Raw genomic sequence first — 23,300 nt, 5'->3', positions numbered from 1 at the left:
ACCATTCGCTGCGACCAGCGCGCAGGCCATGCGGGGCTATTCCTGTATCGCCAGGCCGCGCAAGACCGCCCCGATACACGACCACCGTGATGTAGCTCGTCTACACAATGACCCGCCCTGCGGCCCTGTCTGCATGCTGGCAGCGCCATGCCCGAACGCTTCGCACGAGGGGAGAACATGATGCGATTGAGTCGAACCACAGGAGTGGGTGAGAACGCGTGCGTCCACCGCCATGTGTTGCAGGTTCTGGTCATGGCACTCGCCGCCGCAGTGGCTGCTTGCACCTCACAGCCTGCATCACCCGACCCGGCACCACAGACACCGCCACAGCCACCGCAGGCCGCTACGCAATGCCACCCGGGCAATACCACGCGTGCGGAAATCGTCGCGCTTGAGCAGGCCTACGTGCTCAACCGCTTCGGCGCCTTCGTGCCCGCAGGAATGATGTATGCACTCAAGCGCGATGTGGTTGCGCTCGACTCGAGCAAGGGCGTCGCCGGCCCGGGCAACGCCAAGCTGCGCGAAGACAAGCGCCCGCGCCCGCTGGTGTTGCGCGTGCATGAAGGCGGCTGCCTGCAGGTGACGCTGCACAACTGGCTCGCACCCGAGTGGGAAGAAGAAGGCGGCAAGCCGCCGGATCCCACGCTGCCCTTGAACGGCCAACGCGTGGCCGCCGCACCCGCACATCTGATGGACCCCATCGGTAGTCCGTCATCACGTCAGCTCAAGCCGCTCGCAAAGGTCAGTGTCGATGCACCGCGCACACGCAGCGCATCGTTTTTCGTTTCAGGGCTCGAAGTGGAGCAACCACGCCATTGCCCAGTGAATGCGGTGTGCGGCGGCGACGGCACCTACGTCGGACTGCCCGATCACCAAGGGGTGTTCTTCAATCCCGGTACATCGGCCGACGTCAAGGGCCGCTACCGCAGCGGCTCGGTGATCCAGCCCGGGCAGGTCTCGGTCACGCTATGGTCCGCGCCGCACGAAGGCAGCTTCTTCGCGCACTCCACTGCTGCGCCCATCGGCGGCGAAGGCGATGGCGGGCAGATCGGTCTCGGCCTGTTCGCAGCGGTGAATGTGGAGCCTCCGCAGTCACGCTGGTATCGCTCGCAAGTCAGCGAAGACATCATGCGCAACGTGGCCCAGGTGCCCGGCGGCAGCGATGCACATCCCTTCGAGAAGGTGGACTACGAGCAGCTCTCGCTTGTGAAGAACGGCGAGATCGTGCACAGCGATCTCAACGCCATCATCGTGCGCAGCAGCGCGCAGCGAAAGCGCTGCGAAGAGCGACTGAAGGACACGCTCGTCGATGGCCAGCGCTGCGAGCCCGCGATACGTGAATTCACCGTTGTGCTGCATGACGAGGTGCACGCGGTCCAGGCGTTCCCCGAACTTGAGGATGAGGACAACCCGCTGCACTACATCAAGGATGGCATGGGCATCAACTACGGCGTCTCGAGCATGGGCTCGACGGCCTATGCCGCACAGCCGCAGCGCGGTGTCGGCCCCGCAGCGAAATGCCCCGAATGCCGCGCGGAAGAGTTCTTCCTCTCCTCATGGGCCAACGGCGATCCGGCGCTGGTCCTGAAGTGGGACAGCAACGGCACGCGCCCCATCGGCGCGCGCTATCCCGACGATCCTTCGAACGTGCACCACAGCTATCTCGGCGATCCCGTCGTGTTCCGCAATCTGCATGCGGGCCCAAAGGAGACGCATGTCTTTCATCTGCATGCACACCAGTGGGTGATGGACGCGAGCGACCCAAACTCCACCTACCTCGATTCGCAGACCATCTCGCCGGGCGCGACCTTCAGCTACGGCATCGAGTTTGGCGGCTCGGGCAACCGCAACCTTACCGTGGGAGACTCGATCTTCCACTGCCACCTCTACCCGCATTTTGCGCAGGGCATGTGGGAACTCTGGCGTGTGCACGACGCGTTCGAAAGCGGCCTGCATCGCGGCAACTTCGATCCCGCCCAACCCGTGAGCGCCAGCAACGATCCGCAAAGCCGCAGCCTGCCGGACGCCGAGGTGGCCGAGGGCATCGCCAATCCAGCCATCGTCCCGCTGCCCGGCATTGCGCTTGCGCCCATGCCGAGTGCCACATTCCGTGGCTATCCGTTCTATGTGGCGGGCAGCCCGGGACACCGCCCACCGCAACCGGTGCTGGACATGGACGTCAACGATCCCGGCTACACCGACTACGCCCAGACGCCCAACCCCGCCAAAGTGGTGGATGGTGGCTTGCCACGTCATGTGGTCAAGAGCGGAGAGGTCTCCATGCTCTCCCGCGAGCGCCCCGGAACGCCCGGCTATCGCAAAATTCTCGAAGCCGCCAAGGCCAAGGGTGGCGATGCCGCACAGCTCATCGGTGCCAAGGTCGCGCGTGAATTCCCCACTGCTTACGAAGCACTGGCGGGCGAGTGGAAATCGCTGGAAGTCGACGTGCTTCCGCACGAGGGCACGACAGCGGAAAAAGCAGCGATGCGCTTTCATGAAGGACAGCTTGCACAGACCGCACCACTTGCAGACGGCGGTTTGAATCCTGTCGTGATGAACACCCAGCCGCGTCCTTCATGGTGGACCTATGGCAACGGCTACCGCACCGCGTTTTCCGCGACGGCTGCGGGCATGTCGCCCCCCGATGGCGAACCGCTGTTTCGCGTGAACGGCCGTGGCCGCGCGCCGGGTTCTCCCTACGCCAACCCTTGCCCCATCAACGCGCCCAAACGCAACTACCGGGCCGCGTTCATCCAGACCGAAATCACCGTCAACCGTCATGGCTGGTTTGATCCGCAGGGCCGCATCGTCATTCTCGAAGACGATATCAAAGACGTGATCAACGCCAACAACCGCACGAAGATGCCCGAGCCGCTGTTCTTCCGCGCCAACTCGGGCGATTGCATCAACTTCAAGTCAAGCAACTTTGTGCCGAGCGCGCTCAACGCGGATGACTTCCAGATCTACACCCCCACCGACACCATCGGCCAGCACATCCATCTGGTGAAGTTCGACGTAACTTCGTCCGACGGCTCGGGCAACGGCTTCAACTACGAGGACGCGGCCTACAGCCCCGACGAAGTGCGCGAACGCATCATGGCGATCAACCACACCGCTGGTCGACGCGTGCTCAGCCCCAAGGCGCACCCGCTGTTCCAACCCGGCGGCTCGATCCATGCAAACGCCGCGAGCGACCCGCAGCTCGCGGCCAAGGGCCTGTGCCCTCCGCAGGGTGCGAGCGAGAGCGATCACGCCTATCTCGAGCGACTGAACAAGCACCACCCTTACTGCGGCGCACAGCGCACCACGCAGCGCTGGTGGGCCGATCCGATTCTGGTGCGCAACGGCCCGCTCGCGGGCAAGGACAACACGCTGCGCACCGTGTTCACACACGACCACTTCGGGCCAAGTTCGCATCAGCAGCACGGCCTTTATGCCGCACTGGTGATCGAGCCCGCCAACTCCGTCTGGCGCGCGGAATTGCCCGCTGATCCTGCCCAGCGGTTGAGTCTGCTGAACACCTGCGCGGCGGTGGCATCCGCCGACCCCAACGATCCGCAATCGCTGGACGCTGGCATCAAGGCATCGTTCACAGAACGCCAGCGCGTTGCAGCGCTCGGCGCGCAGGCCACCAATGCGGACCGCGCCGCAAGCGCGCAGGCAGAGGCCTGCCTCACCGCGGCCGTCATGGGTGGCGCAGACTTGAGCGCCCCACCCGTTCGCACCGACGGCAAGGGCGACGAGCAGATCGCCATGCTCGAGCCACGTCCTCCGCTGCGGCATGCTGCGCGCAGCGACGGCGGCCCCACCGCCACACGCGCCACCATCGTCTCGCCCACCTGCTTGAACGAACCGGGCAGCAGCCCCTATCTGGTCGGCAATGACGTGAAGTGCACGAGCGGCGAAGCAGGCCAGACGCGGCGCGAGTTCGCACTGGCGTTCGCCGACTTCGCCCCCGTCTACAACATCGCGCTCGAGCCCATCAATACCGAGCTGCCGCGCGATGTGTCGATGCGCCGCTTCGGCGAGCGACAAGTCGCGGTGAACCCGGCGCGCCCACTCGTGATTGCCAGCGAAGACCCCGGCACGCAGTTGGTGAACTACCGTAACGAACCGCTCGCGCTGCGCATAGCGGATGTGCACTGGAGCCCATCGCTCGGCGGATTTGACTATTCCGAATCCTCCAAACGCGCCGATGGCAGCCCCTGCAATGTGGGCGACAGCGACTGCCTACGCGACATGGCCAATGGTTTCTCGAGTGCCGTGCACGCTAGACGAGATCGCGAGATCGCGACCCATAGCTATGTGAAGTGGATCGCCCAAAACAGCAGTCGTCCTGCTCCGCAGACCGAGGTCGAGCTGGTTTCGCCCACGCTGCGTGCCATGCAGTCCACCACCAAGCAGAAGGCCTTGCTCCGCTCCGTCGTGCGGCAGGCGGAACAGTGGCGTCAGGACTTCAACTGCTCGCTCTATACGTCCGGGCAATGGCGACCCGACGGCGTGGCGCCGGACTTCCAGTTTCAGGCCCGCAGCGACGAAGACTTCCGCCGCTTCTGCGCCAACCGCGTGACCGCAAAGCGCCCTGCGTTGCAGGTCAATGAATCATGGCGCGCATTTGGTGATGTGGCGACCCCCATCCTCGCCAGTCATGAGGGCGACCCGGTGCAGATCCGTCTGGTGCAGGGCTCGCAGGAGGCGCAGCACATCTTCACGATGAATGGCGTGAAGTGGCTGCGCAAGCCAGACTCCGAGCACTCCGGCTACACCAACGCCCAGCCCATCGGCATATCGGAGCACTTCGAATTCGATGTGCGCATTCCCAACTTCAGCCTGCCGCAGGCCGACTATCTGTACTTCGGCTCATCGGTAGATCAACTCTGGGACGGCATGTGGGGCACGCTGCGCGCGTTCTGCGATCCATCGCAGGGGCGCAGTTGCGGCCTGGCCAATACCCCCGATCAGATTGCACGCCGCATCGCACGCGTGCCGCGCGCCACCGCCACCCCGCCATCCGAACTACTGGAAGCCCAGACTGCCGCCTGCACCAGCGGACGCGCACTCGATGAGACCGTTGACGTGAAGAGCTTCGACGTGAGCGTCGCCAAGGTCTGCGAGTTGATGGGCGATTGCGGATCGCCCACGGCTGGGCTGGAGTACAGCCGCCGCTTCGACATCCGCGATCCACAGGCCGTGGTCTACGTACTCAACCGCGAGAGCAAGACCTGCCAGCGCGCAGCGGGCAAACTCACCGACATGGGGTGCTTCGACGGCACCGATCCCGCCGAGGTAAAGACCGCCGCGCACACGACCATCTGGACGCAGTTGCAGGATCAGTTCCGCAACCAACACCGCGCGGTCGAGCCGCTGGTGCTGCGCGCCGCCGCAGGCCAGTGCATCACAGTGAAGCTGCGCAACCACCTTGCGCCCGCGCAGCCACGCGCCACGTCACTGACTGAAGCGCACGCCTACTACAACTTCCTGCCAATGATCACTGACGGCTTCAATCTCAACCAATTCACGATGTCGAGCACGGTGGGGCTTTCCGCACCACGCATTGCACAGAACCCGCTGCACGGCGATGGCTCCAATGTGAGCTGGAACGCTGCGCTGCTGGCCACCGAATCGCCGGTAGCCACCTCGCTCACGCAATTGCCGGGCTCGCTCGTTCCGGCCTGCAACAGCGATGCAGAACGCGAAGCAGATCGCTGCAGCCGCACGCTGGTATGGGCGGCGCGCGATCTGCACCGCGTGGTCGATGCAGGCGTCACGCGCGTAGAAAGCCGCGCCGTCGAATTCGGAGGACTGCCGCTGCGCAGCTTTGGCGACGTGGTCAAGCACGCCGCGCATGGCATGGCTGGAGCGTTGGTCATCGGCCCCGAAGGCTCGCGCGTGTGCGACGACGATCAACGCGACTTTCCCGGAGGTACATCGCGCAACGTCTGCACCGCCGATGGGCATCGCTACGGCGACCATGTGCTGCTCATGCAGGACGCAGTGAGCGCCGTGCAGCGCGGCTTCCCGGTGCCCGACCTCAAGGGTGCGGAGGAGCCGGATGACTATGGCGTCAAGGCCATCAATTTCCGCACCGAGCCGCTGTGGGCACGCACGGCGGGCAGCCCGTCGGCAGAGTTCGGCGATCGCAACGAGAACTTCGATCTCACCACCATGCTCAGTTCCGCAAAGCAAGGCACGCAGTGTGAGGCTGGCATGCCGCCCAACGGCAACGGCCCGCTCGCCTGCGACCCCGAAACGCCGGTGCTCAACGCTGCAGCGGGCAAGCCGGTGCGCCTGCATTTTGTTCATGCTGGTGGACACACGCGGCAGCAGGGACTGACGGTGGCGGGACACGGCTTTCTGTTCGACCCATGGGGCCAGCAATCGCGCGTGTTCGACGCAGCACGCTGCGACGCGTCGAGTGGTCCCATGCCTCCCGGTTGCATTCTCTGGCAGGGCATCTACAACGGCTTCGGTCCAATGATGGGTGTGACGCTTGGCATGGTTGCCGGTGGAAAGTCGGCACTGCCCAAGGACTATCTGATCCGCAGCCAGGCGAGCTTCCTCTTCGATGGCGGCGCATGGAGCATTCTGCGCGTTCGCGGGCCATCCAACGATTCCTCCAATGATTCCATCAAACCGTGAGAACTGCCATGGCCAATACGATGTTTCCCACCGATTTCAATGACAGCCACGTCATCGGCTGGCTCCAAACCGGCGACATTCCGCCTCAACCCACCCGACTCACGACCGGCGCGTATCCACACAGCAGCGGCCGATGCGCCGTCACCGTGACCTCGCCGTTTGCGGGTCAGGTCATGCAATGCTCCGTGTGCTCGCCCGCAATAGGGCTTGATCTGAATCTGGAACGACGCACGCCGATCCTGATGCTCACCGCGCCGGATGCAGGTCCTCTCACGCTGAGTTTTTCTCCCGGCGTGCGCAGCGTGGGCCTGTTCGCGGCCCTGCTGGCGCTTGTGGGTACGCCCTACGAGGCCACGCTCGCCATTCGCCTGCAAGGGTCAACTGACTTCGAAGACATGCCGCCCGTCTCGGGTGTGAGCGACCATGTCTGTCTGCCTGGCGAGATGACCACGGCCGCGTTTCTCAGCGCGGGCGTGTCGCCCATGGAGCGCATCGAGGCCATCCGCGTGAACGTGCACAGCGATGTAGCCATGGGTCGCATGGCCGTTGGCTGGATCTACCACTGGATGAGTTGACATGAGCGGGCTATTGCGCGTCTTTTTTCGGCTCACACCGGCGCTCTGTGCCTGTGTACTCTGGCTGTCCGCACACGCCTCCGGCGAGGGACCGGTGAAGGTGCAGGTGCAGCTCACGCCGCTGCCAGCGGATGGCCTTGCGACGCTCGATCTCACGCTGCGCGACGAAGCCACCGATCAACCCGTTGAACTGCCCGCGCGCAAGCTCGCGGCATGGCTGCAGAAGCCACTGCCCACGCTCGCCGAGGGCGAGCTGGCCTGCCGCGACAAGGTGCGCATGCTGGCATCACCGGGCCTGGGTCGACGGGCGGCGGTGGACTTCAACATCCATCGCCTGCTGGCCGTGAACACCGACAACACGCTCACCTTCATCAATCCGTTTCTGCGACTCAATCAGGCCAAGCTCGAAGATGTGTTGACCCTGCCCGGCACCCCAGCCGCCGTGCTGCAGCGCACATCGCTGCATGAGGTCTGGCTGGCGCTGCCCGAGGTCGATCAGTTGGTCGTCATCGACACCGACGCACGCCGCGTGCGCCGCAGCTATGCCCTGGCGAAGGGCGCGCTCCCGGTGGCGCTGGTGGAGACCGGTGGTGCCATCTGGGTTGCGCAGGCCGGGCGCGATGAGTGGCTGCGTATCACCAGCGTGCAGAGCGATCCCCAGCCCATCGCCGCGCCGCGCGTGCAGGGCTGGCTGCTGCCCGATCAGTCCACCGAGCCGCTTGGTTTGGGCGTGGACGGCATCGTGCACTCCGACGGCAGCGTTGCCGCCAGCGGCCGCGTGTTGCATGCCGCATGGAGCCCGCTGGCCCAGCGGGGGATTGCAGCGCTTGCTGACGGAGGTCTGGTCTGGCTTGATGCGCAGGGCCGCGTGCAGCCACAACGCATACCTACATCTACCCCCGTGCAGCGCATCGCCTTGTTCGATGAAGGAAGACATGCACTCGCCGCCACCGCCCGCGAGGTGCTGGCCATCGATGTGGCCACATCGCGCGTGCTGCAAACCGTTCCGCTCGAATCGGCAATCACCGACATCGCCTTCAGCGGCAACTTCGCCTATCTACACAGCGCACCGGCATCGCGCGCCATGCTGTTGTCGCTGGCCGATCTGCGCAGCGGTCAGGCCAAACCCGTTCAGGTAGCGGTGGGCGCAGAGCCGCGCGACGCCGCGCCCAGCCTCGCTCCGGGAGGCGGCGCCCACCGTCTGCAGCGCTTGCCCGATGGTGCTGGCATGTACGTCGCCAGTCCCCACGATGGCCAGATCTACCAATACACCGAGGGCATGATGGCTCCCATCGGCAGCTTCTCGAATTACCGACGCAGCCCGCTGGCGTTGCTGCTGCTCGACGATGGTCTGCAGGCCTTGGGACAGGGCCGCTATCACGCGGTGCTGCGCACACCGCGGAGCGGCAACTACGAATTGGTGGTGAGCGGGGTGCAGCCACGATTTGCCGAATGCGTCGCACTGGAAATCCCCGTGATCGGAACGCAGAATCAGACGGCGATGGTTTCCGCTGCCGCACAGGTGCGTGCCCGGCTGATAAAGGTGCTGGCGGATGGCGACGGATGGCTTGTGCGTGCGACCCTCAGCGTGGGCGAAGGAAAGCAGGCTCTCCCGCTGAGCGATGTGCATGATTTGCAATTACTGGCTTTCGAGAGGAGAAGCGGCTGGCAGACCCGCCAGACCATGCGCGCTGCGGGGAACGGCATCTACGAGGCGCGGATCCGACAAGCGCCCAGATCTGCGGGCATCGATCTTCTGGTCGGCAGCGCCTCGCAAGATCTGCCGTTCCACGCAGGCGCGCTGGGCACTCAGGTGCTGGGAGCTACACCATGAAACCCCTGCCACAAAGGCGCAATGTGCTCGCAGGCATGGCCGCAGGTGCGGCCTTGTCTTGCGCGGCATGGCCGGGCTCGCTATGGGCACGTCCCTCATCGCCCCCTGTTTGGAATGCGCAAGCACCTCGCGTGCCCGATGTGACGTTGCTCGATCACCAGGGCACGTCCGTCCCTCTTCGACCGCTCCTTGCACAAGGGCCCGTCGCGGTGAATTTCTTCTACACGGGTTGCAGCAGCTTCTGCCCACCGCAGACGGCGATTTTTCGGCAATTGCAAGCATTGCTGGACAAAGATCTCGCACCGAATACCACGCTGATCTCGTTGTCCATCGACCCGCTTGGTGATTCGCCGCAGGCCGTCTCGCGTTTCGCTGACCGCTACGAAGCACGCCTTGGCGCGAATGCCCGATGGTGGATGCTGACCGGCACCGCTCAACGCACGCGCGACATCGAGGAGGTGCTGCGCGCCTTCGACGTGCATGCCACCTCGCTCGCTGAACATCCCGCGCAGACGTGGGTGGGCTACGCGGGAAAGTCGCGTTGGCTGCGCTCGCTGGGCCTCGCGAGTGCAGATGAGCTGCTGCAATGGCTGCGCGCCGCAGCGGCGTGAACCCATTGACAAAGAGCCGTTCGCCATGTCTGCGCAAAACTCATTGATCCTGGTTCTGGCCGCTGCAACGTGGCTGGCTGCGCTGCAATCCGCCTGTACGGTGCAGGCAGCACAAGGATCTGCGAACGCTGTGGAAAAAAGAACCGAGGGCTGGTCTGACGGAGCCGCCCAAGGCCGGGCACTGTACTACGGAACACGCAGCTTCGTGCGGCCAGCAGCGGTGTCCGGTGCACCCCTGCCCGCCTCTGCATCAGCCTGCGTGCAGTGTCACGGCCCGCTCGGCGAGGGCTCGCGTGAGGCCAATGTGGCGGCACCCGACATTCGCGGGTCGGCACCACGCACGCACGGCACGTCATTGCTCCATGCCCTGCGCGACGGACGTGGCGCCGATGGCCACACGCTCAGCCCCATCATGCCGAGATACACACCCACCGCTGAAGAGCTCACGGCGCTCGAAGCCTTCTGGCCCTGGCTGGGCAACGCCTCGCAACCGCAGCGCGGTATTTCCGCAAGCGAGCTGCGACTGGGACTGGTGCTCGATGGGCTCACGCATCCGACGGCACGCGAGCAGGTGGCCGCAGGCGTGCAAAGCGCACTCGATGCAACGAACGCAGTGGGCGGCGTGCATGGCCGCAGATTGCGGCTGATTCAGGCAGAACGCACCCTCCCGGACGATGTGTTTGCACTCGTTGCCAGCACACTCACTCCCGAACAGCACCAGCGATTGCGCGAACAACGCCTTCCCAGCATCGCCACACTCGACTTCCTGGCACATCAGGCCGATCCCTCCGGATGGCAATGGCCACTGCTGCCAAGCATGGAGCAACAGGCCCGCATCGCGCTTGAGCAGTTGAAGAACGCGCCATCCGACTGCACGCATTTCATCTTCGACCCACGGCACTTGAGCGGCTCAGGTGATGTGCTGCAGGCCAAGCCACCCAACGTTGCCGAGCCTCGGCCGCCCGGCATGCCGCTGTGCGTCGCCGCATTCGCATCCGCCGCCGAAGTGGACATCCTGCGCATGCGTTGGCGAAATGAAGGCATCAAACTGCAACAGCTGATCGAGCTTTCCGGCATGCGCGGCGCCCCTCTCGAAGAGCCCGAGCTCGACCATCGACTGGTTCTTTTCGTTCCCTTGAATGTGGCCCGTTTTGCAGAACAGCATGGCCTATCGCTGTGGTTCGTGCTCGGTCAGATCGCCGCGCGCACCACAGTCGAAGCACTGGCGCGCAGCGGTCGCAACGTTGTTCCCGAATCGCTGCTCGCGCAGACGCGCATGCTCACAGGTTACGAACCCCTGCCCGGTGCGCCGCTGGCCTTCAGCCGCAGCAGCGCGCACGGCTGGCTGCCCGAATCCTTTGCCTCGTCCTCGCCTTTATTCGATCAGCACCCACGAAAGGAGCTGCCATGAAAGTCCGCACTCTTCCCCTGTTTGCATTGCTGTGGCTTGGGCTGATTTCCATCGCGTGGGCGCAGCCCGTGCAGCCGCCGACGGGCTTTGCGATCATCGGCCTCATCGAGCGCTTCACGCTCGACCAGCCCGCCAGCCGAACGTCGGCCGCCACCCTGCGCGTGCGCGGTGTGGATGTGAGGCTGCCGCAGAATCTGGTGATCACCATGCCGGGCGGCTACCTCACGGCGCAGCAGCTTTTCAAGGGACGCGATCTGCGATCGACGATCGACCCCAACCGCAGCGGTCTCGCGCTGCAAGACCTGCGAACCGCCGAACTTGCCTGTCCCGCGACACCGGATTTCGCGGGCAAGCAATGCCCCTTGCCAGCGGCCGAGGTAGAAGTCATGGGCAACATCCTGAAAGGCGTCTACCTCGCCGGATCGGTGCGCATATCGCAAGGCGCACTGCACCTGGGCGGCGGCTTCATCCGCAGCTTCGGTGCGGACGGAAGCATCACCGTCGGATCGGAACCCGGCACCGGCAGCAATGCCGCATCCGCCCGCATCAAACTCAACGACCCCGAAGGCATCTACGGCCGCGCGCAGACCACGCAGGACCAGCGCTTCGCACTCGACCCCGGCAACTCCCCCGTGCATGCACGCACCGGATTTCCGGTGTGCGTTCCGCGCCATGCGAGCGACGCGCTCTGCCCCGCAAGCAACCGCCCCGGCGACGCCACCATCAAACGTTTCACCTGCGGCAGCGTGCCGGTGCAAGGCGGCACGGCGGGCATCAGTGCCGTCGCCTTGCCGGGGTGCAGACCGCATCTGCCCGCGCCGCTGCGTGTCGGTGACTTCGTGAACTATGTGGGACGACTCGACAAAGATGCCCAAGGCTATTTCGTCTCGCTGCACGGCCTCGAGGCAGAGCTCGGCATCTACACTTCGCCCGGCGTAGACCCTGCCTATGTGTTCATCGAAGAGGCCTTGGAAGGCACCGTCGGCGAGCGCTATGCGGATCTGCCGCAAGAAGAGACCTCGCGCTTCAAGCTCATCGGTTTCACGAGCGATCCATCTCGCAGCGTGTCGGTGGACATCTTCGACGACGATGTGGACGGCAACGCCCTGCCCCCCACAGCCGCCCCCGCGCGCCTCGCAACCCGCCTCGTTCCGACTACGGGCGCACAACTGGGCCGCTTCAAGATGATCTGGTCTGCCAAGGAAGATGCGCACGTCGTACGCCGCGCCGTTCGCGTCACGCTATCAACCGGCGCCAGCGGCGGCGCGAACCACGCACCGGGCACCAGCTCCGTCGAACTCAACCTGCCGGGCGCAAGCCGCCGAGGCGGCTACGCCTTCGGCTCCTACGAAGCCCCCATCAGCGAATACATCGGCCCCGAAGCCACGGCCTTCGGCATCAAGGGCTACCAGCCGCCCGTGCCGTTCGAGAACTTCTGCTTTCTGCGGCGCGTGAATCAAGTGGAATCCATGGAACCGCACCCCACGAATGCGAGCCAGTGGATCAACATCGACGCACAGCCCCTGAACCCGTCGCCCGCCGCACGCGCGCAATCGCAGGCGACGAGTTCGGGGCAGCGGGTGTGTGGGGATTGAGTCCAGATGCATGTTCTTGTGGGCCACTCTTGCTCATGGCCCCACACAGCGCGTCAGCGTTGCTTGCGCCGCGACAATGCCAGCGCGCCGCCCAACGCCGCCAGCAGCGACAACACGGCCAGCGTCCATTCATTCAGCGTAGGCACCGGGCTCACGGCTGCGGGCGTCGTAGGGGGCGTCACCATCGCCACCTGATTCGTCAATGAAAAGCTCGCAGCTCCCTCGAGACCGGGTCCGGCAGCCGTCACCGCATACGTACCCGCAGTGCTGTTGGCCGTTGCAGGAACGGTAGCGGTGCCCAAGCGATCTGTGAACACGGTCAGCGTCGTCAGCGTCGCAGATGCGCCGCCGGATGGCACCGCAAAAGTCAGCGGTACACAGGGCAAAGGGGCTCCTGAAGTGTCTTTGGCGACGACCACCAGCGGGTTGGCGAAGGCCGCGCCGAGATTGGCCGTCTGCCCATCACCGGACAGCGCACTCACCGAATCCAGCTGTCCATATCCCAGACTGCTCCACTGCGCCGTGTAGTCGCTGCCGAAGTTGTAGGCCTGCATGATCATGCGACTGAACTTGGTCGTCGCGCCGAGCGTGGCTTGATCGGCATGCGAGAGATCGCTCTGCGTATAGGCCAGCGTCCCGTTGATGTAGCTCTTGAGTTCTGTGCCATTGAAGGCGATGCACATATCGGTCCACTGGTCATACTGGACCGGAGTGGAGTTGAGTTCCTGCCACCCAATCTGTGAATCGAATACCCGATACCGCCCCGTCCCACCGGCCGTGATTGGCGTGGTCGTGTCGGCATTCGAAAATCCAATGATGGGAAAGTGATTGCACCCCGAACTAGTGCATGTATCGCCCCCGGTTGCGGGTGATGCCATGCCCCAAAGATCGGTGCGGCGATTCTCCGCTGCACCTGTAGACATGGTCCACGCGGCGGGGATGTATAGGCTCCCGTAAATCACGGAATATGCCGAAGCATCCATGCTCAGACCACGACCCTGTGTGTTGTAGAAGGCTCCGCTGTAAGCCGGGGGGCGTGTGCCATCGGCATCGGCCTGAGCGATGCCCAGATTCAACACTCCGCTGCGCCCGGCTACTGTTCCTCCTGATGCAAATACGGCGGGTGCATATCGATCCACCACCCAAGTTCCGGCGGTGGTTCCGACTGGATACGCCGTGTCAACAAGTTCTGCCCGCGCCTGACCTGCAACCATCACACAACCGAACAACAAAGCACAGCGAATCGCCTTGCTCATTTTTGGGGGTTTCAAATTCAACATATTGGCCGCCTCCTACTGCGCCTCTCACAAGCTCTCACAAAATGGTTATGACCCAAGCGCCGATCTGAACTTTTCCATCACAAAATGTCCAACGCACTCGGGAAATCTCAATATATCCAATAATTTGAAACAACAGGAAACTATTTGAATCAGTCGACCGAAATAACAAAAATCCTATAAGAAAATATTCAACTCGGCTGACAATATGATTATTCAAATGAGATTACGATGAACCGTGATTTTCCGAGCGATTGAAGATCATTGCGCTGCCATTTTTTTCACGACATTTGAATATCGGAAATCACAGCGGTTCACAACGAGATATTCAGAATTCGGTGTGCCGCCAACGGCGTCAAACCCGGCCAACCCGGAGGTTTCCAATCGGGCCAGTGCAATACATGCCAGAGCTTGTTTTTTCACTGCAGGCAGACAACCGCTGCTTTGGGCGATACTTCGCGGTTGCATCCATCGCCGTTTCCGCTCTCGTCTTTCGATCATTTCTGCTGACATGCAAATCACCCATTCCATCCCCGAACTCCGTGCCGCTCTCGCAGAGCGTGGCAAGCCCGCCTTCGTTCCCACCATGGGCAATCTGCATGACGGTCATCTATCGCTGGTGCGCATTGCCGGACAGCATGGCGATGTGACGGTCTCAAGCATCTTCGTGAATCGGCTGCAGTTTCTGCCGCATGAAGACTTCGACAGCTATCCGCGCACTTGGGACGCCGACTGCGCCAAGCTCGAATCAGCCGGTTGCGATGTGCTCTTTGCACCGCGCGAGAAGGATCTGTATCCCGAGCCGCAGGTCTTCAAGGTGCAGCCCGATCCGCTGCTGGCCGACATTCTGGAAGGCGAGTTCCGCCCCGGTTTCTTCACGGGCGTGTGCACCGTCGTGATGAAGCTGTTCTCGAGCGTGTTCGCCACCACGGGCGGCGGCACGGCCGTGTTCGGCATGAAGGACTACCAGCAGCTCATGGTGATCCGCCGTATGGTGCAGCAGTTCGCGTTGCCCATCGACGTCATTGCGGGCAGCACGACGCGTGCGGATGACGGTCTGGCGCTGAGTTCGCGCAATGGCTATCTGAACACCAGCGAGCGCGAGCAGGCGATGGCGCTGTCGCAGGCGTTGAAGGCACTGGCCGAGGCGGCGCGCCGAGGCGGCACGCCGCTTGCCGCACTCGAAGCCGATGCCATGGACGCACTTCGCGCCAAAGGCTGGGCACCGGACTACCTCACCGTGCGCAACCGCAGCGACCTGTTCGCCCCTGCAGATGCGACGAGCACCGTCAACGCGCCGCTCGTCGCGCTGGGCGCCGCGCGCCTTGGCAACACGCGATTGATCGACAACCTCGAATTCTGAGGTTTCTGTTCAAGCGCGCTTTGGCGGCGGCGCGTCCAGCAGGCGCGCGACCATCGCCGGGGCGATGCGCCGGTGGGCCGGACCGACGAACACCATGTAGGCCGAGCCCAGCGCATTGCGCACATGCACGACCGTGGAGACCGCTACGCGCATGCGCTCGCCTTCCACGCTTTTGAGCACCGACACCTTTACATCAAGATGCCGGTCGCTGTCGCCCAGAACCACCTCGTCCTCGCGCTGCTCGATGAGCGTGAAGATGCCGACGCGCTGCCCCACCGCGTAGCTGGATTCTGATCGCGCAAGATCCACTTCGCTGAGCGCACCCAGATTTTTGAGACCGAACATTCCCACCACGCGGTTGCGCGCACGCATGGCCGCATCGATCCACCCGGGTGTTCTCGACACCACATCAAGATAAAGCCGCATCGCGCTGCGCCCATCACGCGGCAGATCGACCGCATGGCAGTCACGGAATGACGACGACGCCATGCTCGCAAACAGCGCGCTGGTCTCTGGAACCTCACACTCGACAACACCGCTCATGAACATCCTTAGAAGATATCGGGCATTGCTTATCTCCATGAATTTGAGACAAAGCAAAACCATTGCACTGTAAGGCGCTCAAGCTCGACCTAACAAGACTTGACGCAATACCGCAGCATGGCAAAGAAGTTTCCGATTCACCCAGCTCATCCCGAACGCAACTGCTGGGGTTGCGACCAATACTGCGCCGCTGAATCACTCGCCTGCGGCAATGGCTCGGATCGCACACAGCACCCAGTGGAATTGTTCGGGGAGGATTGGGCGGAATGGGGCATGGGTGACGCCCCGCAACCCGCGTCACCCGCCGACGACCTTGCGCACCTCCGTCCGTCCGGCGGGAACGACGACTCCATCACCTGACCTCGGCAGCATCTGCGCCACCGGCTTGCCCGTGCGCTTGTCGATCAGCAGCGAGTGGCGTTCGCCCTTGGCGAACAGATGGCGCTCACCCCATTGCCTGAGCGCGACCACGACGGGAAACAGGCTCTCGCCCTTGGTCGTCAGAACATATTCCTGATAGGACGTTCCGTCCGATGCGGTCTGCAGCTCGAGGATGCCCGCCTCAATAAGCTTGCGAAGCCGGTCGGACAGGATGTTGCGCGCCACACCCAGGCCTCGCTGGAAATCGCTGAATCGACGCACTCCATCGAACGCGTCGCGCACGATCAGCAGTGACCAGCGGTCGCCGACCAGATCGACGGATCGGGCGACGGGGCAGGTGACGTTTGCGTCCGTGGATGTGCTGACAGGCATGGGCCTCCTTCGCATTGGGCACAGGGATATCGGTTGCATTTTAAAACTGGATCGCCTAGCATACAACTGGTTTTATTTTGAAACCGGATTGAAAAGCGGATCATGACACCCCCCTCGACTCCCGACGCGCCCATGCCGCGCGCACTCGTCCTGCTGTTCGCCGTGGCCAGCGGCATGAGCGTGGCGAACGTCTACTTTGCGCAGCCGCTGCTCGATGCGCTGGCGCAGGATTTCGGCATCGGCCACGCGGCTATCGGTGCAGTGGTGAGCGCGACGCAGGCGGGTTGCGCGCTGGCCCTGCTGCTTCTGGTGCCACTGGGTGATCGGGTCGACAGACGACAGCTCATGAGCCTGCAGTTGCTGGGTTTGGTCGGCGCGCTGGTGCTCGTGGGCGTGGCGCAGTCCACAACGATGCTGCTCGTGGGCATGCTCGCAGTCGGGCTGCTGGGCACGGCGATGACGCAGGGATTGATCGCCTATGCCGCCGGAGCCACACCGCCGCAGGAGCAGGGTCGGGTCGTGGGTGCGGCGCAAAGCGGCGTGTTCATCGGCCTGCTGCTGGCGCGGGTGTTCTCGGGCGGGATGACCGAGATCGCTGGCTGGCGCAGCGTGTATTTCTGCGCAGCGGTGTTGATGCTCGCGATGGCCGTTCCACTATGGCTGCACCTGCCGCGACTGGCGCAAGGCCATTTGAATCCAGCGAGCTATCCGCAGTTGATCCGCTCCATGCTCACGCTGCTGCGCGAGGACCGCGTGCTGCAAGTGCGCGGCATGCTCGCGCTACTGATGTTCGCGGCGTTCAACATCTTCTGGAGCGCGTTGGTGCTGCCGCTACGTGCTCCGCCGTTCGCGTTCTCGCACGCCACCATCGGCGCGTTCGGACTAGTGGGCGCGGTGGGCGCGCTGGCCGCTTCGCGGGCGGGGCACTGGGCGGATGCGGGACTTGCGCAGCGCACCAGTGCGGCGGCGCTCGTCATGCTGCTGCTGGCCTGGTGGCCGCTCGCGTTGATGGAGTGCTCGCTCTGGGCGCTGGTCGTGGGCATTGTGTTGCTGGACCTTGGCGGGCAGGCGCTGCATGTCACCAACCAGAGCATGATTCTGCGCGATAGGCCGCAGGCACAGAGCCGCCTCATCGGTCTGTACATGCTGTTCTACGCGGTGGGCAGCGGGCTCGGCGCCATCGCCACCACGGTCACCTTTGCGCATGCAGGGTGGCTCGGCGTGTGTCTGCTTGGGGCGCTGATCAGCCTGCTCGCGCTGGTGTTCTGGTGGACGACGCGCGGGGTCAGCCGTCAGGCAGACGCTGCGACCTCGGAGCGCAGCGCGGCCAGCAGCGCATCGACCCCACCGACCGCAGGCCGGTGCAGCGGCAGCAGCGCCTGCACCTGAAACGGAATTGAAAACGCGAGTGGCCGCACGACGAGCTGCTCGCCCTCGCAGGCCCGCGCGGTCAGCGGGTTGACGATGGCGATGCCGAGGCCGTGCTGCGCCATCGCGCAAATGGCGATGGCGCTGTGAGCTTCGAGCAGGAGTTGACGCTCGACACCGGCGCGCGCGAACTCGGCATCGATGCGCTGGCGGTAGACGTCGTCGCGCGCCAGGCTAATGAACGGCTGGCCCGCGAAGTCCGTGGCCTTGAGGCGCTTTTTCTTCGCCAGCGGATGGGCGGCTGGCATCACAGCCACCTCGTCAACGGCGGGTAGCGCGATGGCGCGCGTGCCGGGCGGCGCGTCGCACTGCTCGGTGAGCCCAATGTCGAAGCGCTGGGCCGACATCCATTCGAGCAGCAGCGGACCATCCTGACTCGCCACGCTGAGCGCGAGCGGACCGTGCGCCTGCTGCAGTCGCGCCAGTGCGCCGGGCAGCAGCGCGTGACTCAGTGCAGGCATGCTCAGCACGCTGATGTGCGAATGATTCGGCTGCGCGAGCGCCAGCGCGTGCTCGACCACATGATCGAGCCCCTGCCAGCTGCGCTGCACCTCGTCCCAGAGCGACAGCGCCTTGGCTGTGGCGCGCAGACGGCCCTGCACCCGCTCGAACAGCGCATAGCCCAGCAGCGACTCGAGCCGCGCGAGTTCGCGGCTGACTGTGGGCTGAGAGGTGTAGAGCAACCGTGCTGCACCCGTCACGCCGCCCGCAAGCATGATGGCGCGGAAGACTTCGATGTGGCGATGGCCGATACGCGAATCTTCGGTCGAAGCGGCGCTGGTGGGTGTGCTGGACATGGTGTGCAAACCATATCAGAAATGGATGGACATGAAAAATCAAAGTATTCGACCAAATACCCTCCATCAGCGATGATCGCCCCAACTACACAGAGATCTCCACACCATGAGCAATCCGTTTTCCTCCGCCCAACTCTGGCAACTGGCCGATGAATTCGGCACCCCGCTGTGGGTCTACGATGCCAACACCATCCGCGCGCGCATCGCGCAATTGAAGCGCTTCGACACCATCCGCTTCGCACAGAAGGCCTGCTCGAACATCCACATCCTCGGACTGATGCGCGGCCAGGGGGTAAAGGTGGATTCGGTCTCACGCGGCGAGATCCTGCGTGCCATTGCCGCCGGATTCAAGCCGGGCTTCGGCGAGCCGAGCGACATCGTCTTCACCGCGGACGTGATGGATGAGGCAACGCTGGCCACCGTGGTCGAGCACAAGGTGCCGGTGAACGCCGGCTCCATCGACATGCTCACGCAATTGGGCGAGGCCTCGCCCGGCCACCATGTGTGGCTGCGCATCAACCCCGGCTTCGGCCACGGCCACAGCAACAAGACCAACACCGGCGGCGAGCACAGCAAGCACGGCATCTGGCACACCGACCTGCTGGCCGCGCTCGACGCGATCCGCGCGGGCGGTCTGGTGCTGGCCGGACTGCACATGCACATCGGCTCGGGTGTGGACTACGGGCATCTGCAGGAAGTCTGCGGCGCGATGGTCAAGCTGGTGCAGGCCACCAAGGACGCGGGCCACGATCTGCATGCGATCTCGGCGGGCGGTGGCCTGTCGATTCCGTACCGTAATGGCGAAGCGACCATCGACACCGCGCACTACCACGGTCTGTGGGACGCCGCGCGCAAGCAGGCCGAGGCCATCGTCGGTCATGCACTCGGGCTCGAGATCGAGCCGGGCCGTTTCCTCGTGGCCGAGTCCGGCGTGCTGCTGGGCACCGTGCGCGCGACCAAGAACGCGGGCAACAACCACTTCGTGCTGGTCGATACCGGCTTCAACGAACTGATGCGCCCCGCCATGTACGGGAGCTTTCACGCCATGCAGGTGCTGCGCCGCGACGGCAAGGAACTGCCCGCCGCGCCCAGCGTGGTGGCGGGGCCGCTCTGCGAATCGGGCGATGTGTTCACCCAGGGCGACGGCGGCGTGGTGCTGCCTCGCGAACTCGCGGGCGCCAGTGTCGGTGATCTGCTGGTGATCAACGACACCGGTGCCTACGGCGCGTCGATGTCGAGCAACTACAACACGCGCCCTCTCGCCGCTGAGGTGCTGGTGGACGCAGGCAAGGCCCGCCTGATCCGCCGCCGCCAGACGGTGGAAGAGCTGCTGGCGCTGGAGCTGGGTTTGTAATCGACGAGCGCGTCAGGTCTGCGTGAGCAGCTTGGCGCGCAGCCGCTGCTGGGTCTCTTCGCTGAGCCGCAGGCCTTCGGTGATGAAACGCTGCACCGACCCATGGCGCGTCGTGGCTTCGTGCAAGGCGGCCTGCAGGTAGCTTGCCTGCACGGCCGCCGGTTGTGCTTCACCATCCGTGTCGCTTTTGAGGCGCTCGTTGCTTAGCAGGTAGTCCCGCATGATGACGTCCTGCGGCAGCTCGGCGACAGTGTGCAATAGCGCGGTGACCCAGCCGGTGAGATCGCAGCCCTGAGCGCAGTGAAAGACTTGAGCGCCGTCCACAAGGGCCATCTGTTCCAGCAAAAAGACGGTGCGCGTGCGAATGCCCTGATCCGACACAAAGAAACGCATGCGGTCCTCCATGCTCTCCGGGGCTGCTACCTGCTCCACACGCGGTGCGGACGATGATGATGCCGCCACCTGAAACAGTGGCACGTATTCGACCCCTTGCGGCACCCGGTCGGGCTGGCTGCGGCGCTGATCCTGCGGCCGCAGGTCGTAGACCACATCCACCCCGAGCGTACGCAGCCGCCGCGCGTCGGCATCGTCGGCGCTGAGCCAGCCCGAGCGGTACAGCGTTCTGGTGCGCAGCGCCACGCCGTGCACATTGCGATAAGGCAATTGCGCATCGACGCCCGCCACGTCCCGGAAATTGTGGATGGACGGCAGATGCAGCAAGGGCACCTGGACCGTGGGCAGCCCGTCGTGCTCCGTGCGCTGACTGCGGGAGGACACGATGGCGGTGAATGCCAAGGGCGGCACCAATCCCAGCCCGATGAGCCCCAATATGCTGCGACGATAAATGCGCGCATTTCGCGCGAAAAGAAAGTTATTTTGCCGACTATTCATTCGAAATCCCTCGCTCAACCGCGACTATTGGGTGTCGCTTGCTGGGGGCGGAGAATCTACTGAAGCAGGTTTTCCGGCAAGGCAATTCAGCCTATGTTTTGACAAAAGCCGATTTAGGCTACGGAAAAGCCTTTGACGACAGGGAGTTGCGCAAAATCAAGCGCCCAAATCCCCATCGATTCACTTGGGCATTCGGCGCGCGCTCGCTCGTTTCACTCCCCGCGCGGGTCGCGCGTCATCAACGTCTGCACCGCATCGCCAACGGCAAGCTCGCCATTGAGCAGACCCACGACGGTTTCCGTGATTGGCATTTCCACGCCCAGCAGACGTGCCCGCGCGAGCACCGTGCGCGCGCTGTAGACGCCCTCGGCCACATGGCCGAGCGACCGAACCGCTTCCTCCAGCGTCATGCCCTTGGCGAGCAGCAGGCCGACCTTGCGGTTGCGCGACAGGTCGCCTGTGGCGGTCAGCACCAGATCGCCCAAACCCGAGAGCCCCATGAAGGTTTCGGCGCGCGCACCGAGGGCCATGCCGAGGCGCGTCATCTCCGCCAGCCCGCGCGTGATCAGCGCTGCACGGGCGTTCAGGCCCAGTTGCAAACCGTCGCACAGTCCTGTGGCAATCGCAAGCACGTTCTTGACCGCGCCGCCGACCTCGACGCCGACGATGTCTCCATTCGCGTAGACACGCATGGCCTCGCTGTGGAAGGCCGTGACCAGCAACTCGGACACATCGGCATGCGCGCTCGCCGCGACCAGCGCCGTGGGCTGCTGGCGCGCAACCTCGTCGGCAAAGCTCGGGCCGCTGAGCACGCCGCTGCGCAGATCGGGCGCGACCTGCCTGCAGACCTCGTGCGCCATCAGGCCGACCGCGCCTTCGGGCGCACCGGCGGCAACGGCCTCAAAGCCCTTGCAGAGCCAGACCACTGGTACCTTCACTTCGGAGAGGCGCACCAGCCATTCGCGCAGGGCCGCCATCGGCGTGCCCAGAACGATCATATCGGCATCCTCCACATGGGGCGCGACATCACCGCTCACGACTTCGAGCGACGCGGGAAAGCTGCCACCCTTGAGATAGCGAGTGTTGGCGCGCTCGGCCTGCATCTGTGCGGCCTGCGCCGCATCACGCGCCCAAAGCTTGACTGAATGCTGGCCCGCACTACCCGCGGCGCTCATGGCGATTGCCGTGCCCCAGGCCCCGGCTCCGATGACGAAAATCTTCATGGCGCGAAGAATAACAAGAGTTCCGTGGCACCTAGGTGAAGAAACCACTGCCCGGAAAAAACAAATCCCCGCGAAGGCCGGAGCCATTCGCGGGGATCAGTGTGCTTTCAGCGGTCAGTGATGGATCACTGAGCGGTGGTGTTGCCTTGGGCAGCGGCTTGCTGCTGCTCGTACATGGCCTGGAAGTTGATTTCGGCCAGGTGCACGGGCGGGAAGCCCGCGCGGGTGATCACGTCCGCTACGTTGCCGCGCAGGTACGGATACACGATCTGTGGGCAGGCGATGCCGACGATGGCACCCATCTGGTCTTCAGGAATGTTGCGGATTTCGAAGATGCCGGCTTGCTTGGCTTCAACCAGGAACACGGTCTTATCCTTGATCTTGGTCTGCACGGTGGCGGTCACGGCGATTTCGAAAATGCCTTCGGCCACGGGGTTGGCTTCCACGCCAAGCTGGATGTCCACGTTGGGCTGTTCCTGCTCCAGCAGGATGGCCGGAGAGTTGGGCTGCTCCAGGGACAGGTCCTTCAGATAAACGCGTTGAATCTGGAACACTGGGGTATCTTCGGTCGCCATGGTCGGTTGGGTCTTTCAGTCTGAAACATAGATCGCCCGGGAAACAACTCCCCGGGCGAAACAATCCATTATGCAATGTGCGGAGACATCGCCAGAATTTTTTACGCGCCTTGCAGCAGCGGCATCAAACCGCCACGTCCATCGAGCGCGACGAGATCATCGTGTCCACCCACATGGGTTTCGCCGATGAAAATCTGGGGCACGGTGCGCTGGCCGGTGATTTCCATCATCTTCATGCGCTCATCGGGATTGGTGTCCACACGGACTTCCTCGATATGCTCCACCCCCTTGGATTTCAGGATCTGCTTGGCGCGGATGCAGTAGGGGCAAACAGCGGTGGTGTACATCTTGACGATTGGCATGGGGTGTTCCTTTCAGTTGTAGTTGTGGCGCGGGGCCTTGGCTGAGCAAGCCCCACGTGGAGGCAGCTC

The 23,300-nt window shown here is 63.9% G+C and carries 19 protein-coding genes; 10 read left to right on the top strand and 9 right to left on the bottom strand.

Annotation, left to right across the window (positions count from 1 at the left end; all coding sequences use genetic code 11):
* Positions 1-252 precede the first annotated feature (252 nt).
* Genes G7047_RS29055 through G7047_RS29030 form a run of 6 tightly spaced genes read left to right on the top strand, consistent with a single transcriptional unit; the run spans position 253 to position 12,665 of the window.
* Positions 253-6,639 carry a hypothetical protein gene (locus G7047_RS29055; RefSeq protein ID WP_166311743.1) on the top strand — a complete coding sequence of 2,129 codons (6,387 nt, stop codon included), beginning with the start codon at positions 253-255 and terminating at the stop codon, positions 6,637-6,639.
* 8 nt (positions 6,640-6,647) lie between these two features.
* Positions 6,648-7,214, top strand: coding sequence for a hypothetical protein (locus tag G7047_RS29050; protein WP_166311742.1), 567 nt, complete (start codon positions 6,648-6,650; stop codon positions 7,212-7,214).
* A gap of 1 nt (position 7,215) precedes the next feature.
* Complete coding sequence (locus G7047_RS29045) at positions 7,216-9,048, top strand: YncE family protein (RefSeq protein ID WP_166311741.1); 1,833 nt, start codon at positions 7,216-7,218, stop codon at positions 9,046-9,048.
* On the top strand, positions 9,045-9,659 hold the full coding sequence (locus G7047_RS29040; RefSeq protein ID WP_166311740.1) for an SCO family protein: 615 nt from the start codon (positions 9,045-9,047) through the stop codon (positions 9,657-9,659). The genes G7047_RS29045 and G7047_RS29040 overlap by 4 nt, the downstream gene beginning before the upstream one ends.
* A 25-nt stretch (positions 9,660-9,684) precedes the next feature.
* Positions 9,685-11,070: a hypothetical protein gene (locus G7047_RS29035; protein WP_166311739.1), complete on the top strand. Its 1,386-nt coding sequence runs from the start codon at positions 9,685-9,687 to the stop codon at positions 11,068-11,070.
* Entirely contained in the window at positions 11,067-12,665 is a 1,599-nt protein-coding gene (locus tag G7047_RS29030; protein ID WP_166311738.1) for a hypothetical protein, read from the top strand. Before G7047_RS29035 ends, G7047_RS29030 begins: the two co-directional genes overlap by 4 nt.
* A 53-nt stretch (positions 12,666-12,718) precedes the next feature.
* On the opposite strand, the gene G7047_RS29025 is transcribed toward G7047_RS29030, so the two are convergent.
* The gene (locus tag G7047_RS29025) at positions 12,719-13,921 is read right to left on the bottom strand and encodes an IPTL-CTERM sorting domain-containing protein (RefSeq protein ID WP_166311737.1); all 1,203 of its coding nucleotides are present in this window, start codon (positions 13,919-13,921) and stop codon (positions 12,719-12,721) included.
* A 282-nt stretch (positions 13,922-14,203) separates the two neighbouring features.
* Entirely contained in the window at positions 14,204-14,473 is a 270-nt protein-coding gene (locus G7047_RS29020) for a hypothetical protein (RefSeq protein ID WP_166311736.1), read from the bottom strand.
* Between G7047_RS29020 and panC the strand changes: the two genes are divergently transcribed.
* Complete coding sequence (gene panC / locus G7047_RS29015) at positions 14,454-15,305, top strand: pantoate--beta-alanine ligase (RefSeq protein WP_166311735.1); 852 nt, start codon at positions 14,454-14,456, stop codon at positions 15,303-15,305. The two genes, G7047_RS29020 and panC, sit on opposite strands and share 20 nt — an antisense overlap.
* A gap of 9 nt (positions 15,306-15,314) precedes the next feature.
* On the opposite strand, the gene G7047_RS29010 is transcribed toward panC, so the two are convergent.
* On the bottom strand, positions 15,315-15,848 hold the full coding sequence (locus G7047_RS29010; RefSeq protein WP_166311734.1) for a DUF2867 domain-containing protein: 534 nt from the start codon (positions 15,846-15,848) through the stop codon (positions 15,315-15,317).
* A gap of 117 nt (positions 15,849-15,965) precedes the next feature.
* Here G7047_RS29010 and G7047_RS29005 point away from each other — a divergent pair, with 117 nt between their 5' ends.
* Positions 15,966-16,208: a DUF3079 domain-containing protein gene (locus G7047_RS29005; protein WP_166311733.1), complete on the top strand. Its 243-nt coding sequence runs from the start codon at positions 15,966-15,968 to the stop codon at positions 16,206-16,208.
* Here the strand turns inward: G7047_RS29005 and G7047_RS29000 are convergent.
* The gene (locus tag G7047_RS29000) at positions 16,146-16,601 is read right to left on the bottom strand and encodes a helix-turn-helix domain-containing protein (RefSeq protein ID WP_166311732.1); all 456 of its coding nucleotides are present in this window, start codon (positions 16,599-16,601) and stop codon (positions 16,146-16,148) included. The genes G7047_RS29005 and G7047_RS29000 overlap by 63 nt on opposite strands.
* A 102-nt stretch (positions 16,602-16,703) precedes the next feature.
* Here G7047_RS29000 and G7047_RS28995 point away from each other — a divergent pair, with 102 nt between their 5' ends.
* Positions 16,704-17,990, top strand: coding sequence for an MFS transporter (locus tag G7047_RS28995; RefSeq protein WP_240939309.1), 1,287 nt, complete (start codon positions 16,704-16,706; stop codon positions 17,988-17,990).
* Here G7047_RS28995 and G7047_RS28990 read toward each other — a convergent pair.
* On the bottom strand, positions 17,894-18,826 hold the full coding sequence (locus G7047_RS28990; protein ID WP_166311731.1) for a LysR family transcriptional regulator: 933 nt from the start codon (positions 18,824-18,826) through the stop codon (positions 17,894-17,896). The two genes, G7047_RS28995 and G7047_RS28990, sit on opposite strands and share 97 nt — an antisense overlap.
* 106 nt (positions 18,827-18,932) lie before the next feature.
* On the opposite strand from G7047_RS28990, the gene lysA reads away from it, so the two are divergent.
* Positions 18,933-20,180, top strand: a complete 1,248-nt coding sequence (gene lysA / locus G7047_RS28985) for a diaminopimelate decarboxylase (protein WP_166311730.1) — start codon at positions 18,933-18,935, stop codon at positions 20,178-20,180.
* Between the two features lie 12 nt (positions 20,181-20,192).
* Here the strand turns inward: lysA and G7047_RS28980 are convergent, their stop codons facing one another.
* From G7047_RS28980 to grxC, 4 genes are all read right to left on the bottom strand, one after another.
* On the bottom strand, positions 20,193-20,975 hold the full coding sequence (locus tag G7047_RS28980; protein ID WP_166311729.1) for a tyrosine-protein phosphatase: 783 nt from the start codon (positions 20,973-20,975) through the stop codon (positions 20,193-20,195).
* A gap of 308 nt (positions 20,976-21,283) precedes the next feature.
* Positions 21,284-22,294, bottom strand: a complete 1,011-nt coding sequence (locus G7047_RS28975) for an NAD(P)H-dependent glycerol-3-phosphate dehydrogenase (protein ID WP_166311728.1) — start codon at positions 22,292-22,294, stop codon at positions 21,284-21,286.
* A gap of 125 nt (positions 22,295-22,419) precedes the next feature.
* A complete protein-coding gene (gene secB / locus G7047_RS28970) occupies positions 22,420-22,869 on the bottom strand; it encodes a protein-export chaperone SecB (RefSeq protein WP_166311727.1) in 450 nt (149 codons plus the stop codon).
* 101 nt (positions 22,870-22,970) lie between these two features.
* Positions 22,971-23,231 carry a glutaredoxin 3 gene (gene grxC, locus G7047_RS28965; protein WP_166311726.1) on the bottom strand — a complete coding sequence of 87 codons (261 nt, stop codon included), beginning with the start codon at positions 23,229-23,231 and terminating at the stop codon, positions 22,971-22,973.
* Between the last annotated feature and the right edge of the window lie 69 nt (positions 23,232-23,300).

Source organism: Diaphorobacter sp. HDW4A (assembly GCF_011305995.1).
Classification (GTDB): Bacteria; Pseudomonadota; Gammaproteobacteria; order Burkholderiales; family Burkholderiaceae_C; genus Diaphorobacter_A.
This window is presented reverse-complemented; position numbering and strand designations above follow the sequence as displayed.